The 15,422-nt window shown below is 67.3% G+C and carries 15 protein-coding genes; 6 read left to right on the top strand and 9 right to left on the bottom strand.

The features are described 5' to 3' along the window. Positions 1–33: 33 nt before the first annotated feature. The 7 genes from QWJ38_RS08695 to QWJ38_RS08665 all read right to left on the bottom strand — a co-directional run bounded on the left by QWJ38_RS08695 (position 34) and on the right by QWJ38_RS08665 (position 6,539). Positions 34–564 (bottom strand): DUF2894 domain-containing protein, encoded by a 531-nt coding sequence (locus tag QWJ38_RS08695; RefSeq protein WP_290358656.1) that lies wholly within the window; start codon positions 562–564, stop codon positions 34–36. Further along, a complete protein-coding gene (locus QWJ38_RS08690) occupies positions 561–1,208 on the bottom strand; it encodes an OmpA family protein (RefSeq protein ID WP_290358655.1) in 648 nt (215 codons plus the stop codon). Before QWJ38_RS08690 ends, QWJ38_RS08695 begins: the two co-directional genes overlap by 4 nt. Then, positions 1,201–3,507, bottom strand: a complete 2,307-nt coding sequence (locus QWJ38_RS08685; RefSeq protein ID WP_290358654.1) for a coiled-coil domain-containing protein — start codon at positions 3,505–3,507, stop codon at positions 1,201–1,203. Before QWJ38_RS08685 ends, QWJ38_RS08690 begins: the two co-directional genes overlap by 8 nt. Continuing rightward, complete coding sequence (locus tag QWJ38_RS08680; RefSeq protein WP_290358653.1) at positions 3,504–4,187, bottom strand: DUF3348 family protein; 684 nt, start codon at positions 4,185–4,187, stop codon at positions 3,504–3,506. The genes QWJ38_RS08685 and QWJ38_RS08680 overlap by 4 nt, the downstream gene beginning before the upstream one ends. A 121-nt stretch (positions 4,188–4,308) precedes the next feature. Continuing rightward, positions 4,309–5,004 carry a YjjG family noncanonical pyrimidine nucleotidase gene (locus QWJ38_RS08675; RefSeq protein WP_290358652.1) on the bottom strand — a complete coding sequence of 232 codons (696 nt, stop codon included), beginning with the start codon at positions 5,002–5,004 and terminating at the stop codon, positions 4,309–4,311. A 32-nt stretch (positions 5,005–5,036) separates the two neighbouring features. Further along, positions 5,037–5,591 (bottom strand): cupin domain-containing protein, encoded by a 555-nt coding sequence (locus tag QWJ38_RS08670; RefSeq protein WP_290358651.1) that lies wholly within the window; start codon positions 5,589–5,591, stop codon positions 5,037–5,039. A 27-nt stretch (positions 5,592–5,618) separates the two neighbouring features. Beyond that, positions 5,619–6,539, bottom strand: coding sequence for a hypothetical protein (locus tag QWJ38_RS08665; protein ID WP_290358650.1), 921 nt, complete (start codon positions 6,537–6,539; stop codon positions 5,619–5,621). Positions 6,540–7,027: 488 nt separating this feature from the next. Here QWJ38_RS08665 and QWJ38_RS08660 point away from each other — a divergent pair, with 488 nt between their 5' ends. Continuing rightward, positions 7,028–7,783, top strand: coding sequence for a PEP-CTERM sorting domain-containing protein (locus QWJ38_RS08660; RefSeq protein WP_290358649.1), 756 nt, complete (start codon positions 7,028–7,030; stop codon positions 7,781–7,783). Positions 7,784–7,826: 43 nt separating this feature from the next. Beyond that, entirely contained in the window at positions 7,827–9,353 is a 1,527-nt protein-coding gene (locus tag QWJ38_RS08655) for a PQQ-dependent sugar dehydrogenase (RefSeq protein WP_290358648.1), read from the top strand. 33 nt (positions 9,354–9,386) lie between these two features. On the opposite strand, the gene QWJ38_RS08650 is transcribed toward QWJ38_RS08655, so the two are convergent. Then, positions 9,387–10,553 carry a mandelate racemase/muconate lactonizing enzyme family protein gene (locus QWJ38_RS08650; protein ID WP_290358647.1) on the bottom strand — a complete coding sequence of 389 codons (1,167 nt, stop codon included), beginning with the start codon at positions 10,551–10,553 and terminating at the stop codon, positions 9,387–9,389. Between the two features lie 108 nt (positions 10,554–10,661). On the opposite strand from QWJ38_RS08650, the gene QWJ38_RS08645 reads away from it, so the two are divergent. The 4 genes from QWJ38_RS08645 (at position 10,662) to QWJ38_RS08630 (ending at position 13,878) form a co-directional block, all read left to right on the top strand. Further along, positions 10,662–11,582 (top strand): LysR family transcriptional regulator, encoded by a 921-nt coding sequence (locus tag QWJ38_RS08645; RefSeq protein WP_341850487.1) that lies wholly within the window; start codon positions 10,662–10,664, stop codon positions 11,580–11,582. A gap of 128 nt (positions 11,583–11,710) precedes the next feature. After that, positions 11,711–12,703 (top strand): tripartite tricarboxylate transporter substrate-binding protein, encoded by a 993-nt coding sequence (locus QWJ38_RS08640; protein WP_290358645.1) that lies wholly within the window; start codon positions 11,711–11,713, stop codon positions 12,701–12,703. A 54-nt stretch (positions 12,704–12,757) separates the two neighbouring features. Next, entirely contained in the window at positions 12,758–13,162 is a 405-nt protein-coding gene (locus QWJ38_RS08635) for a tetratricopeptide repeat protein (RefSeq protein ID WP_341850486.1), read from the top strand. A gap of 65 nt (positions 13,163–13,227) precedes the next feature. Then, positions 13,228–13,878, top strand: coding sequence for a methyltransferase domain-containing protein (locus tag QWJ38_RS08630; protein WP_290358643.1), 651 nt, complete (start codon positions 13,228–13,230; stop codon positions 13,876–13,878). 100 nt (positions 13,879–13,978) lie between these two features. Here QWJ38_RS08630 and QWJ38_RS08625 read toward each other — a convergent pair whose 3' ends face one another. Continuing rightward, positions 13,979–15,184, bottom strand: a complete 1,206-nt coding sequence (locus QWJ38_RS08625) for a glycoside hydrolase family 10-like protein (protein WP_290358642.1) — start codon at positions 15,182–15,184, stop codon at positions 13,979–13,981. Positions 15,185–15,422 lie beyond the last annotated feature (238 nt).

Here is a 15,422-nt window from a genome sequence, read left to right as displayed (position 1 = left end):
CGCCGGCTGCCGGTGTAACGCCCTGTGAACGCATCACTTGCGCCGGACAGCAGCCTTCTTGCCCGGAGCCCGCGCAGCTCGCTCGATGTCGGTATTGGCATTCACCGGCGTCAGCGCCGCGATCGCATCCATCTGTGCCAGAAACCGATGCAGGTAGTCCGGCGCCAGTGACTGCAGCTGCTGGAGCGCACGGGTGGCGAGCACCTGGCTGTTCAAAGGGCCCAGATGAAGCGGGACCGGGGCACTCAATTCAGCAAGGCGTCGGGCGACGCGCAGCTGCCTCCAAGTGCCTTGATGAAGTCGAAGCTGGCGCAGGCCCTGGCCGGAATCATCGAGCAGGGAGCGCAGCGCGGCGAGCGGGTTCGCGCGAGCGGCGACGCGCTCCACCGGTTTTGCCGCCGTCCTGCTCGCTGCACGCTGCAGCAGCTTGGCAAGCAGCTTGTCGCGCATCGGCCCGGGCGGCTGAGCCGCGGCGCGGCGGGCCAGCGCCAAGAGCATGCGCTGCCGCACCGGGTCGAGCTGCTGGGCGGCCGCCCAGGCAAGGGGATCCTCGATCGTGCTCACGGCGCAGAGGCGGCAAGCGCCCGCTTGGGCCGGGGCGTCGGGGCGATTTCAACGCGCCGATTCAGCGCGCGGCCGGCCGCATCGTCGTTCGACGCGACCGGCTGCTGCGACCCGAATGCGGCGGAGAACACGGCATCGGGCGGCAGACCGTCGGCCAATAATGCGCGCGTCACGTTCAATGCCCGCTGGGCGGAGAGCTGCCAGTTGTCGGCGAACGGCATCCCCGCGACCATGGCTCGGTCGTCGGTGAAGCCGCTGACCATCAAGATCTCGTCGCGCTGGGCGAGATAGGTTTTCAGCGGCGCAGCCAAGGCCTTCAGCAAGGCGCGACCGTCGGCGTGCAACTGGTCGGAGCCGGTGGCGAAGAGCACCGCGCTGTTGATGCCGATGCGGCCCTCCACCAGGGTGATGCGGCCGTCCGCCAGCGGGCCGGCCAGCGCGCGCTCCAAGGCCTCCCGCCGCGCCTGTTCGGCCAGGCGCTGTTGCACCTCCGCCTGCAACTGCGTGGCAAGATCGAGCTGGCCCACCAGGGCGGCCGCCAGCACCAGCACGAAGGCCCCCAGGACGCCGGCCATCAGGTCGCCGAACGCGGCCCACGCCGGTGCCCCGACGCCTTCCTGTTCGATCTCCAGCTGTTCATCCATGCGCCGCGGCTCCCTGCAGCGCATCCAGCACCTGCTTCTGAGAGCCCAGACACAGATCGATCACCTCGCGCGCCTGCGCCACGTAGTAGCCCAGCTGGTCGTCGCTGCGCGCCATGGCGGCGGAGAGACGATCCTCCAGCGCAGCCAAGTGCTGGACCAGCTGCGTGTTGGCGCCCTGGAACTGGTTCACCGCCTCGCTGAAACCCTCGCCTACGCTGGCGATATCGGCAGCGCCGACGGCCAGGTTCGAGGCCGCCTCGGAAAGCGCCTGGCCCGTCGCCTCCGCCTGCGCGGTGAAGCGCTGCCCCAGATCCTCGAGCTGGGTCGCCGAGCGGCCCACCAGCGCGTCAATGGCTGCGCGCTGCTCGCCGGCGGCCTGCTGCAGGGAAGCCAGCAGCGTGGACACCGTCTGCATCAGCTCGGCCCGTTCCGCCAGTGCGGCCCTGTCCTGCGCCTGGCTTTGCGCCAGCTGCTCGCGCAGGGCGGATACCACCTCGACGGCCGCGCGAGGGGCTTCGCCCGCGGCCTGCATCAGGGCACCGGCCTCGGCCAGCGTGCGCTGGGAGTGGCCTTCCGCCTGAGTCACCAGCTCGCGGGTCTTGCTCAGCAGGCTGTCCGCCATCCGACCCTGCTGCTCCAGCTGCGCGGCGCCGGCGGCCTCCAGCACCGCACGCCAGGCCTCGAGTCGCTGGGCATCGCGGGCCTCCTGGCCGGCTTGCAGCTTCGAGAACGCATCGGCGAAGACCGAGACCGCGGCCTGGGACTGCTGGGCAAGCAGGGCCGTCATGTCGGCCAGAGCGGCCTGGGCGCGTTCGCCGCTGCCGATCAGCAGCTGATGTGCCTCCTCACGCTGGGTGGCCAGCACTTGTTCGATCGCCTCGCGCTGCGTGCGCAGCGCATCGGCATCGGCCTGGGCCTCGATGCGCCGCTGTGCCTGCTGTTCGCCCAGCACGGCGAGCTGCCTTGCATGCGCGTCGGAGACGCGGTCCAGCAGGGCCTGGGTCTGTGCCACGAACTGCTCGGCCGTTTGCGCGACGATCTGCTGGGCGGCTTTGCGCTGCTCGGCAAACGCCTCGAGCTGCGCCTGCTGCCTGGCCTCTCTCTCCTGCGCCTCCTGAAGCTGGGCGGCCAGATGGCGTTTGGCCATGGCGTCCAAGGCGGTGAGCAAGGCCTGGGAATCCGCAGACCAGCGCTGGCCCTGGAGTTCGGCGGCGCGTTGCGCGGCAGCACCGCTGTCGCTGAGCCATTGCAGCGCCATCTCCCGCTGCTGATTCAGCCCCGCAGTCTGGGCCACAGCCGCAGCCTCCTGCTGCCGCGCGATCCGTTCTGCGCCGGCCTCGAAGCTGCTGCTCAGCGAACCGAGCTGCGCGGCGACCTGCGAACCCACGCGCTCGTGCAAGGCAGCGGCCTCGCGCGCGATGCCGGCCATGGCCGCCTCGGCGGCCGGCCCGATGGCGGCCCCGGCCGCGCGCGCCGCATCGGCCAGGCTGCCGCGCAGCGTGGCGTCCACGCTGGCCGCCAGGGCGGCATAGGCCTTGCTCGTTTCGCTGTGGAAGGCGGTGTTCTGCGCCGAGATCTGGTCAGCAATCCGTTCGGAGAACTGCTGCAGCTGGCTGAGCAGCTCGAGCTGATGGCTGCGCGCCTGCTCGGCCGCTGCCGTGTGCAGCGCCTGCTGTTCGATCTCGCGCCGATGTGCGGCGCTCAGCGGTCGCAGCTTGCTCAGCAGCGCCGTGTCCAGCGAAGCAAGCGCGGCCGCGCGCTCCCGACGAGCCAGGGCAAGCATCAGACCCAGCATCGCCGAGCCGGCGACGCCGGCGACGCTGGCGCTGAAGGCCAGACCGAGGCCCTGAACCGGCGCACCGAGCGCAGCCCGCAGCGCGGCCAGGTCCGCGGAGGCGCCCAGGGCGCTGGCCGTGCTGCTCAGCGTGATGACCAGGCCGATGAAGGTGCCCAGCATGCCCAGCAGTACCAGCAGGCCTGCAAGAGCCGGCGCGAGAGTCAGGCCCGGCGGCAAGACGCGCAGCCCTTCCAGCCGCTGCTGCACCGCCGCGCGAAGCGCGAGCGGCACGGTGCCGATCCAATCGTCGCCGACATCGCCCTCCACCGCGGCCACCAGTCCGCGGCTGTCGCGCCGGAACGCCGTCAGCTCCCACACGCCGATGGCGAAGAAGCCCGCGATGAGCAGCGTCATGGCCAGCGCCACCGGGTGATGACGGGAGGCGGCCAGGGCCGCACCGGCAATGCCCGCCAGGCCGGCGGCCAGGGCAAGGGGGTAAAGGGCTTTCAGGGTTCGATTCATGGGGATTTGCTCGTGCTCAGGGCCTCGACAAGGCCCAGCACCGGTTGAAGTCTCTGATCCAGATCGGCGCGTAGCAGTCGCTGCAGATCCGACCAGAGCTGCGATCGCCAGCGGCGGGGGTTGCCGATGTAGTGCTGCTTCGCTCGCTTGGCGAGCAGATCTGCAAGACGCGAAAGGGCTGCGCGCTCGGGTTCGGCCATCGCTCGTTCGAAGAACTGGTCCAGCTGGGCGATATGCGCGAGTTCGCCGCCCGCCCGCTCCATGCAGGCGCGAATCTCGTCCCGAAGTGGCGGAATGCGCGAGGCCTGGCTGCGTTGCTGCAGCACGAAATGCTGCAGATAGGGCGCCAGCTTGTCGGCCGGCAGCGACTCCTCGATGAGGGGCTCGGACGAATCGACCGCCAGCTCGGCATGGTCGGATGCGTCCGCCGAGCCGGCCCGCAGCCTGTCCAGCGCCGCCCGGGCCCGTTGGACGGCTTCCTGCCTGGCCGAATCGGACGCGGCGCGGCCCGGAGCAGCGGCCAGCACCTTGGACAGGCCGATCGCATCCGCCCACCCCAGGCAGGATCCCAGGCGCTCGGTCGCCGGCGCCGGCGAAGCCGCTGCCAGGCCCCATTGCGCCAGCAGCAGCGTCAGCGGCTCGGGCGGGTGCGGTAGGGAGGGCTTGGCGACGGATTGCATGCGGAAAGCCGATGCCTGCTGCCGGCGCGGCCAAAAAAGGGGCGATTTTAGTGCGCCGACCGGCGGCCGGGCCGCTACCCGAGCCGACCACATCGGCTGCGGCCTCGCAGCCTGCGCTGCCTCAGGATTGGACGCCGAGTCGCATCGCCGCCTCCTGCAAGCTGGCGGCTACATAGGTCGGTACCGCGGCCGAGGCGTTGGCGGCATCCCCCGGGTTGAGCCAGCAGCTGTCGATGCCGTACTGGTTGGCGCCCAGGATGTCGGCATCGAGCCGATCTCCGACGATGACGGTCTGCGCCTTTTCGAAGCAGCGGAACTTGCTGGCGCAGTAGTCGAAGAAGCGCGAATCGGGCTTCGCGTAGCCACTGGCTTCGGAGGTCGCGATGAACGCCAGGGCACCCGCGAAACCGGAGCTCGCCACCCGCCTGGCCTGCACATGCTCGATGCCGTTGGTGATGATCCCGACCTCACCGACCGCGGCCAGGGCCTCGCAGAACTCGATCGCTCCGTCGACCAGCACGACGGTCTGCGGAAGGCAATCGAGATAGAGCGCGCTGGCTTTCGACGGGTCGACTTCGATGCCATGCAGGGCGAAGGTGCGTCGGAAGCGCTCGACCTTGAGCGCGTCCTTCGTCACCAAGCCCTTTTCGAAATCGGCCCACAGCGACAGGTTCTCTCGCTGATAGTCGATGAATAGGCGTTCCACCTCGGCGCCGATGCCGAAGCTGGACAAGGTGCGGACGAAGGAAAGCTGCTCGGAGGCCCTGAAGTCAAGCAGGGTGTCATCGAGATCGAGCAGGAAGTTCCGATATTTCATCTGAGCTGCTTGTGAGGCCGCGGTCGCGCCACTCAGAAGGAGCCGGACTTGAAGACCCGGCCGTCGGCATCGAGAAGCTGCCAATCCTTGCCGACTCTGTGCAAGGTTCTGCCCGTGTCCGGGTAATGGCAGACGTCCCGTTCCACGCGAGTGCCGACTATGAGGTAGGAGCTGGGCTCGCTGGACTGATTGGAAACGTGATGGGCGCGAGCGACCCCGGCCGGCCAGCATGCGGCGTCACCGGGGCCCAGCACTTCCGCATGCCCCTGTTCGGTGACGGTCACCTCACCCGACAGCACATACAGAAACTCGTCTTCGTTCTCGTGCCAGTGGTTGTTGGATGAACGGGCGCCGGGGTGAAGGGTCTGAACATAGGCCCCGTACTGTGACAGGCCGCCCGCATCCGACAAGCGCAGGGTGTCCGCGACACCGAAGGATTCGCGCTCCACCCGTTCGACGGGCACCTGGCTCTTCTTGATGATCATCGCTGCCTTGCCTTGGTGGAATATGAGCAGCCACCACTGTAATTGCTCGCCTGCCAAGCGCTCGGCCGCAAGAAACAAGCGCGAAGCCGCAATCCTGTCCACCGACAGACGGTGCCGCCGTGAGGCGCTTCAGGAGCAGGCGGCGAGCGGCACCAGGACGAGCTGCTTGCCACAGTGCGCCACGATCGCGGCCGACTTGACGGCGTCTATCGTTCGCTCGCGCAGCGCGACGATCTCGGCGATCGCGGCCTGGTCATAGGCGACGATCGCGCTCTGGTTGACGTCGCTTCGCGAAGCGGCGCCGTAAGCGCTCGCGCTCAGGTGCTGGTCGGCGGACTTCAGTTCGGCAAGCACGGCGGCGCGCTGGCGCTGCAGGGCGGCGCGACGCACGGCGAGGATCTCGGTGTCGCGGGCAATCATCAGCGGCAGCATTTTCGCGGCGTAGGCGTCCCACTGGCCCCGGCAGGCCTTGTCGCAGCCGATGTTGTCCCACTCCGTCGCCGGCTTCGGCACGCCGGCGACCAAGCGGCGGGCGCGGATCCGCTCCACCTCCTTCTCGGCCTCGGCCCAGATCGCCGAGGCCTGCGCCAGGCGCTGCGGCTGCGCCCGGACGTAGGCCTCGCCGGCGCTCGCGGCGGCCCGCATCGCCGGCGCGTCCTCCACCATCGCCTGCGCCTGGTTGACGAAGCGGCGGTCGCTGTTCAGCGGCTGGCTCATCCGCTGCGCGAAGGCCATTTGCTCAGCAGGCGACATGCGGCGGATGCGCTCCTGCACCGACTGCGCGTAGGCCGGGTCGCGCTGCATTCTCTGCATGTCGATGCCCTCGCTGGCGAGGCCCTGGCCGAGCGCCTCGCTCATCACCGCGCCCTGCTGCTGATTTCGCGCGCCGTTGGCGGCGGCGATCCGCGCGACGAAGGCCAGGTGCGAGTCGATCGCCGATTGCAGCTGCTGCATCCCGGGGTGGAGCAGCGTGCCGCGCTTGTCGACCCAGCTCGTCGCCTGCTCGGCGGTGGCCGGTGGCTCGGCCACCGCTTCCAGCAGGCTCAGCACCGAGGCCGGCTGGGCTTGCGCCGCCGGCGCGACGAGGCTGCAGGCAGCGGCTGCGAGCAGCAGGGATAGGAGGCTTTTCATCGGGTTCCTTCGGAGGCGCGTTGCGATGCCGCCATGGTGATAGGAAGCGCCAGCGGCAACATCGCCCGAAAGAGCCATCACCCGCGCGCGGGCGGGCCATCGTGCCCCAACCGAACTGCTGGGCGAGGAAGCCGCTGAGCACGCGGGTAGAAGGAGCTCGGGCAACAAGCCGGTCATGACCGTGACCAGGTTTCAGGGACTATTTGAGGGATATCCGCGGCGCAGGCGTGGATGTACCTTGACCGCCTGTCCGTCGACCCGTGCTGCACGCGCAGCATCGGTTCGGCTGGCAGGCCCCGGCCATGCGCCCAGACCTCACCGGCCCTGGCGGCATGGTTGGAGAGCCTTGATCGTTTCGCATCGCCGGGCCGTGCCGGCTTTCCGCCGATATATGGAGGAGCGCTCGTATGTTCAGACTGGCTCGCTTGACGGCTCTCACTGCTGCCGCATGGCTCTCGCTTGCCGCCCTCCCCGCGGCCGACGCTTCGACGATCGCCAATGGCGGTTTCGAGGCGGGGTTCACATCCTGGGTCCGGGTCGATCAGGTCGGCAGCGATGGCAGCTTCTTGCTGCAGAGCGGGCTTGCCAGCCCGCTGAACGGCGACCCGGTCCCTGCTCCACCGGCTGGAACCACGGCCGCAATGAGCGATGGCTTCGGCCCCGGCGCGCACGTGCTGTACCAGGACTTCCTGGCGACCGCGGGCGCGCAGACCTTGAAGTTCGATCTCTTTGTCGGCAATCGCGCGGATCGCTTCGCCACGCCGGCCAGCCTCGATTTCGCGCTGACCAGCCCCATCGGAGCCCAGACGCTCAACCAGCAGGTGCGTGTGGACCTGCTGCGGGCAGCGGCCGACCCGTTCAGCGTCGCGGCGTCCGACGTCCTGCAGTCGCTGTACGCGTCCCAGGTGGGCGATCCACTGGTCAGTGGCTATCGGTCGTTCGCCTTCGACCTCAGCGGCGTGCTGAGCGCCCACGGCGGGGAATTGCTCAGGCTTCGGTTCGCAGAAACCGACAATCTGGCGCAGCTGCAGCTCGGCATCGATAACGTCGACATCGCCGTCAACAGCATTCCGGAGCCGGCGTCTCACGCGCTGCTCCTGGTCGGGCTGGCCGCCTTGCTGGCGCGGCGTCATCATGCCGGGCGAGGCGGTCGGCGCCCCTGAGCCGCTCGCGCCGGCGAGCCCACGCACCACAGAGGAGACCTCGATGAAGCCGCTTTACGCTCCCCTGGGTCAACTTCGTCACGCCGTCGCCACCATGACAGCGGCCGCCTGCGCAAGCGCATTCTGTGCCTTGTCCTCGCCGGCCCTGGCCGACGTGCCGGCCATGCTCGACCCGAACCTGCAGGTCACGACGCTCATCAACAGCGGCATCACCCAGCCGATCGGCATCGTCTTCCTCGGCACCGTCAATGACTACCTGGTGCTCGAGAAAGCCTCGGGGCAGGTCAAGCGGGTGATCGGTGGCGTGCTGCAAGCCGGGGTCGTGCTCGATCTGCCGGTGAACTCGAACTCGGAGCGGGGACTGCTGAGCATGGCGCTGCACCCGAACTTTCCGGGAACGCCGTACGCCTATATACGCTGGACAGAAAGCTCCACCGGCGCCGACTCGACCGCGGTGTCCGATGTGTCGCTGCTCGGCAATCGCCTGGATCGCTTCATCTGGAACGGCCTCTCCTTCTCTCTGGACCGCAACCTGATCCGCTTGCGCGCACGCCAGACCGACAACGTCGCCGTGCCTGGACACCCCGGAACCAACAACGCGAACGAGGCCGCCAATCACAACGGCGGCGTCGTGCGCTTCGGACCCGACGGCAAGATCTATCTCTTCATGGGAGACCAGGGCCGGCGCGGCTGGATGCAGAACCTTGCAAACGGCCCCTTCCTGACCGCACCGCAGGTCGACGACACCTTTGGAGGACCGGCTCCGGACAACGCCCACCTATCCGGCGTGATCCTGCGGCTCAACGAAGACGGCACGACCCCGGCCGACAACCCCTTCTTTGCCGCCGGTGCCGCCATTGGCGGAGAGGTCGGCGCCAACATCCAGAAGCTGTACTCCTACGGTCATCGCAATGGCTTTGGCATGGCCTTCGATCCGCGCTCCGGCGCCTTGTGGGAAACGGAGAACGCCGACGATGCCTACGCCGAACTCAACCGCGTCGTACCGGGCATGAACGGTGGCTGGATCCAGTTCGCCGGCCCCTCGAGCCGGGTCTCCGACTGGAAGCTGATAGAGAGCACCCAGTTCGCCAGTGCGCTGCAGCAGGTTCGTTATCCACCGACGCGAGCGGCGTATGGATCCGCGGCTGCGCTCTCGCGCTTGTTCATGCTGCCCGGCGCCGTCTACAAGGATCCCGAGTTGAGCTGGCGCTACGAGATCGGGCCTTCGGGGGCGGCCTTCGTTGCCGGCAACGCACTGGGCCCCGAATACGACGGCAGCTTGTGGATCGGCTCTGCCCGCAGCTTCGATCAGGTAGGCGGCAACGGCGGCAGCCTGTACCGCTTGCGGCTGACTGCGGATCGGCTGCATGTCGATGTGAGCGCCGATCCCCGACTGGCCGATCGCGTTGCTGACAATCTCTTCCGGGCGCAGAAGTTCGACGGGACCGAGAGCGAGACCCTGCGCATCGGCACCGGCTTCGGCACCACACCCGACATCCAGCAGGGTCCCGACGGCAATCTCTACGTGGTATCGATCACCCAGAACGCGATCTATCGGATCGGCCGCTAGCCTGCCTCGTCCCTGCCCGCGTGATCCGGACCGTCAGGCAGAGAGGGCCTGCATTTCCTTGTACAGGTCCGCCTTGCCCTCGAAGCCGATGCCGGGCAGCTCGGGCAGCGTGACGTAGCTGTTGTCGACCTTGACGCCGTCGGGGAAGCCGCCGAAGGGCTGGAACAGATCGGGGTAGGACTCGTTCCCCCCCAGGCCCAGGCCGGCCGCGATATTCAGCGACATCTGGTGCCCGCCGTGCGGGATGCAGCGGCTCGGCGACCAGCCGTGCTCCTTGAGCATCTCCAGCGTGCGCAGGTACTCGACCAGGCCGTAGCTCAGCGCACAGTCGAACTGCAGCCAGTCGCGGTCCGGGCGCATGCCGCCATAGCGGATCAGATTGCGCGCGTCCTGCATCGAGAACAGGTCTTCGCCGGTGGCCATCGGGTTCTTGTAGAACTGGCGCAGCGTGGCCTGCAGCTCGAAGTCCAGCGGGTCACCCGGCTCCTCGTACCAGAACAACTCGTACTGCGACAGGGCCTTGGCGTAGGCAATGGCGGTCTCGAGGTCGAAGCGGCCGTTGGCGTCGACGCAGAGCTTCTGGCCGTCCTGCAGCACTTCCATGATGGCGTCGATGCGACGCAGGTCTTCGTCGAGCGAGGCGCCGCCGATCTTCTTCTTGACCACGGTGTAGCCGCGGTCGATATAGCTCCTCATCTCGTCCTGGAGCTTCTTGTAGTCCTGGCCGGGGTAGTAGTAGCCGCCGGCGGCGTAGACGAAGATCTTGCGCTTGGGCTTGCCATCGCCGTAGCGCTCGGCCAGCAACTGAAACAGCGGCTTGCCCTCGATCTTCGCAACGGCGTCCCAGACCGCCATGTCGATCGTGCCGATGGCGACCGAGCGCTCGCCGTGGCCGCCCGGCTTCTCGTTCTTGAACATGGCGTTCCAGATCTTGTGCGGATCCAGGTTACTGCCGCTGGCGTCGATCAGCTCCTCGGGCTTGGTCTCCAGGATGCGCGGGATGAAGCGCTCGCGCATCATATTGCCCTGGCCGTAGCGGCCATTGGAGTTGAAGCCGTAGCCCACCACGGGCTTGCCGTCACGGATCACATCGGTGATGACCGCAACGAGACTGAGGTTCATCTTGCTAAAGTCGATGTAGGCATTGCGGATGGAAGAACTGATGGGGATGGTCTTCTCACGAATCTCGACGATCTTCACGGATGTCTCCTGCGGTTCGGCTGGGGTTGCGATGTCGAAATGATCGTCGGCGACTGCGCGCTTGCCCAATGCTATTTATCTCGTCTTTGATGCCCTGAAAGCACCACCATGTCGATGAACCTGTCCTGGATCGACGACTTCGTGGCGCTGGCGGCCACCGGCAACTTCTCGCGCGCGGCCGAGGAGCGGCACATGACACAGCCGGCCTTCAGCCGGCGCATTCGCGCGCTGGAGGAATGGCTCGGCGCGGACCTGTTCGACCGCAGCTCGCAGCCGGCGCGGGTCACCGAGGTCGGCGAATGGTTCCGAACCGTCGCGCAGGATCTGCAATCCCGCGTCGCCGGCATTCCCGGCGAGGCCCGCGCGATCTCGGAAGCCAGTTCCACGACCTTGCGCTTCGCGGCCACCCATGCGCTGTCCTTCACCTTCATGCCGCGCTGGCTGCATGCCTTGGAAGCGCATGCATCGATGGGCCAACTGCAGCTGATGTCGGACGTGCAGCAGAAGTGCGAAACGCTGCTGGCGCAGAACCAGGTTCACTTCATGCTTGCCCACGGACACCCGGGTGTTCGCGGCCCCTTGGACGAAGCGGACTATCCGAGCATCGTCGTCGGAACGGACCAGCTGATCCCGGTCTCGGCGCCGGATGATGGCGGCCGTCCGCTGCATGGTCTGCCCGCGGCCAGCAAGGGCTCGCAACTGCAGTGGCTCGGCTACAGCGCCGAGTCGGGGCTGGGCCGCATCCTCAAGCAGTTGAGGGGCCCCACCTTGGATCGCATGCATGCGCATCAGGTCCTCACCGCCCACCTGGCCTCCGTGCTGCGGACCATGGCTCTGGACAAGCGCGGCTGTGCCTGGCTCCCCAAGCTGCTGGTCGAGGACGATCTTGCGATCGGGCGCCTGGTCAGCGCAGCCCCGGACGACTGGCGCATCGATCTACAGATCCGCCTGTACCGCCAGCGCGGCGAGTCCGGGAAGGCGGCGGAGACCTTCTGGCAGGCGGCAAGCGCTGCGGCCCAGCCGGTCTGACCCGGAGCCGCAGCGGCAGTGCTTTGAAGGCATCAAAGCCAAGAAATCGGGCATTGGCCTTCAGCGAACCGGCTCACGATCATCGTGCCCATGGCGCCCCTCGAGGCGTTCCCATTGGAGACACATGCATGGACAAGTTGAATCGCTGCCGCCGCTGGGGCCTCGCGACGGCCTATTTCCTCCTCGCCGGCACGGGCGTCGCCCGCGCGGAGTTCCCTGAAAAGCCGATCACGCTCCTCGTCCCATTCGCGGCCGGCGGCCCCAGCGACAAGATCGCCCGCGAGCTGGCCGAATCGCTGCGCAAGCGCCTGGACAAGACGGTGATCGTCGAGAACCTTGGCGGCGCCGGCGGCACACTGGGCGCCGCCAAGGTGGCGACGGCATCGCCGGATGGCTACACGCTGCTGATCCATCACATCGGCTTCGCGACGGCTCCGACGCTCTATCGCAAGCTCCCCTACAAGGGCATCGACGACTTTGCCTATCTCGGCCTGATCAACGAGGCGCCGTCCACGCTGATCGGCCGGAACTCCCTGCCGGCAAAGAACTTCGCCGAGCTGCGCCGGTGGATCGCCGCGGATCCGACCAAGGTCAACCTCGCGCATGCGGGCGTCGGTTCGGCATCGCAGCTGTGCGGCCTGATGATCCAGAGCGCCCTCAAGGCGGAGATGACCTCCGTCCCGTACAAGGGCACCGGTCCTGCGATGACCGACCTCATGGGAGGCACCGTGGATCTGATGTGCGAGCAGGCCACGAACGCCGTCCCGCAGATCGAAGGCGGCAAGGTCCGGGCCTTCGCGGTGACCAGCAAGGACCGCATGAAGCATCCTGTCCTCGCATCCTTGCCGACTCTTGCGGAGTCCGGCCTGCCCGACTTCAGCGTCACGGTATGGCACGGGCTGTACGCCCCGAAGAACACCCCGGGCCCTGTCCTCGCCAAGCTGAACGAGGCGCTGCGCGGTGCGCTGAAAGACCCGGAGCTGATCAAGCGCCAGGAGGCACTGGGCATCACCGTCGTATCCGACGCCCGCGTCGAGCCGGCGGCACACAAGAAGTTCGTCGAAGCCGAGGTCGCCCGATGGGCCAAAGTCATCCAGGCGGCTGGCGCTTACGCCGACTGATGTCAGCAGGACCCGCAACGGCCTACTGACTGTCTGTTGCCATCGCCTGCTTCGATGCCGTTAACGGACAAAGAAACGCCCAGGCGCCTGCGGCCAGATGTGGAGCGTGAAGGCTTGGATCTTCAGGTTCGCATGAGTGACACCCACTCCCGATACCGCGGAAGCCCTGCTTTATTGTTGCATCGTGCAACTTTTCATGAACTGACTTTCGAGGATTGCAACTGTCGCAAATTGCCAAGCGGCTGTCGTGCAGGCCGACCTGGGCCAGCGCCGCGCGGCGGAACAGGCCTTCCGTGCCACCTGCGGCAAAAGAAGCTGCCGCAGGCCTTGGCTGCACTGAAGGCGGCGCATGAGCTGGCACCCAAGGATGCGCGCATCGCCCAGGCCTATGCGCTGACGCTGCGGAGCCTGGGCCGCCCCGAAGAGGCGGCGACGGTGCTGCGGCGAACAGCGCCGTAGCCTGCTCACTCAGAACTGGAGCTGGGCAAAGCAGTGGTCGGGTACGGCGCTTGCTAGCTGTGCTCATGCGCTCATTTCACAGCTTCGGTGACCTGCGTAGCCTGCAACCAGTGGACGCCGGCTTCGGCGGCGGCCGCGGCAAGCCGATCGATCGCCACTACATCGAAAGCTTCCTCGCCCGTCACGCCGACGAAATCCGTGGTCACGTGCTCGAGGTCGGCGGTGACGACTACACCCGCCGCTTCGGCGGGACGCGCGTTGCAAATTCTTCAGTGCTGCAGGCAGCCGTCAGCTACCGGCATGCCGACTTTATCGCCGACCTCGCCAATGGCGAGGGCCTGCCAGACGCGAACTTCGACTGCTTTATCTGCACCCAAACGCTGCAATACGTCTTTGACCTGCAATCCGCCATCACGACAATCCGGCGGATTCTCGCCCCCGGTGGCGTACTGCTGCTGACCGTGCCCGGCATCTCCCAGATCAGCCCGTTCGACCGCGACCGCTGGGGCGAGTTCTGGCGCTTCACGCCGCAGTCCGTGCAGCGCCTGTTGGAGGCGGGATTCGACCACGACCGGGTGGAGGTCGCTGCGGCCGGCAACGTGCTGGCGGCGACCGCCTTCCTGCACGGGCTCGCGTGCGAGGACCTCACTCCGTCGGAGCTGGACACCTTCGATGATCGCTATCCGGTGCTGGTAACGGCGCATGTCGCCCGATGAGCGATCCGCCCGGTCTGCTTCGCGACCCTAAAGGCCCTTCAGAACTCGCGCTTTCGCATCGCCGGCGAAGGACGACGAAGCCGCACCGGTTCGTCGATCCTCATCGGGCGTAAAGCTGGCGAAGGGTGTCGGCCCGCGGCTTCAAGCCCTCGCTATGGAAATAGACCTCGCCGCCGATGCCCTCCCGTCGGTTCTCCTCGACCATCTGGCGCAGCAGTTCCGCCGGGACGACATAGCTGTTGCCCAGGGCCAGCAGCAGGCCGGGAAAGACCTTGGCGCGGTCGGCCGGGCACAGCTGCTCGCGGGCGAGCTTACGCAATTCCGTCTGATATCCCTCGATGTTGTAGCGGTACAGCTGGGGTGAGACGCTGTCCACCCAGCCCTTGCGCAGCCAAGTCGGCCAGTCCTGCAGGTACTCGTCATAGCCCCAGGGATAGGGGCTCGGCGACATGCTGATCTGCAGCTTCGGCTTGGCCGCCTTCACCGCGTCGTGCAGGCGGTGCATGAAGTCGTTCAGCTGCGCGGCGCGCCAGGCCAGCCATTGCGGGTCCTTGGAGTCCAGCGGCGGCGACTTGCCGCCATGGGCCTTCTTGTAGCGGGTCACCGTCTCGGGGTTGTAGCCGCCTTCGCTGGCCATGGCCGGCAGGCGATCGTCGCCCTGGATGCCGTCGACGTCGTAGCGCTGCACGACTTCCATGATCAGGTCGAGCGCGAAGTCCTGCACCTCGCGGTCCAGCGCGTTCATCCAGCGGAAGCCGTTCTTCTCGACCGGGCGGCCGTCCTTGTCCAGCGCCGCCCAATGCGGGCGGGCCTTGATGATCTCGGCGCCGAGGCCACCCTTGAAGTCGCTGACGAAGCCGAACTCGAACCAGGCGTAGACCTTGATGCCCTTGCCGCGCGCCACCTCGACCAGCTCCTGCAGCGGGTCACGGCCGCGCGCCCGCTCGTTGATCGTCACCCCGGTCAACCGGTGCATGACGGCGCTGGGATAGAGGGTGCGGCCCTGATTGAACATCGCCGCGTAGACGGTGTTGATGCCCAGGCGCTGGAACTCTTCGAGTTGGCGCTCCAGCTCGGCCCTGGAATCGAAGAAGCGTGTGTGCTCGGGCGTGGCCACCCAGACGCCGCGTTGCGCGGCGTCGACCCGCAGCGGCAGCGAAGCGGTCGCCTTTGCCGCGCCACCGGGGCAGGCCGGAGTGGCGGGAGTTGCCGCAACAGCCGCAGCGGTGGCCAGCAGGGCCCCGGTCAGCGCGGCCGCCGCCTGGCAAAACAGGCCTGTGGTCGGTTTGCGGTATTTTTTTGGCATAGATATATCTCGCAAATTTGGCCCAATTTTGTACCTATTGGACCGAGTTCCTGGGGCCGCGGCGGCCAACCCGGAGCGCTGGCGCCGCGCGCAGCGATGCTAGCTTCCCCGAGTAAAATAGGCGAGTTCGTTCGACAGAATCGGCAAAAACGCCGCGGCCTCATGGTAAGCCCTGCTTGTGCGATGCGTTGACAGATTGGTACCGTAAGTGGTCTATTTAAAAAGACCTTGGTCTAAA

The organism is Roseateles violae (genome assembly GCF_030410485.1).
In the GTDB taxonomy this organism is placed as follows: Bacteria; Pseudomonadota; Gammaproteobacteria; order Burkholderiales; family Burkholderiaceae_C; genus Roseateles_D; species Roseateles_D violae.
This window is presented reverse-complemented; position numbering and strand designations above follow the sequence as displayed.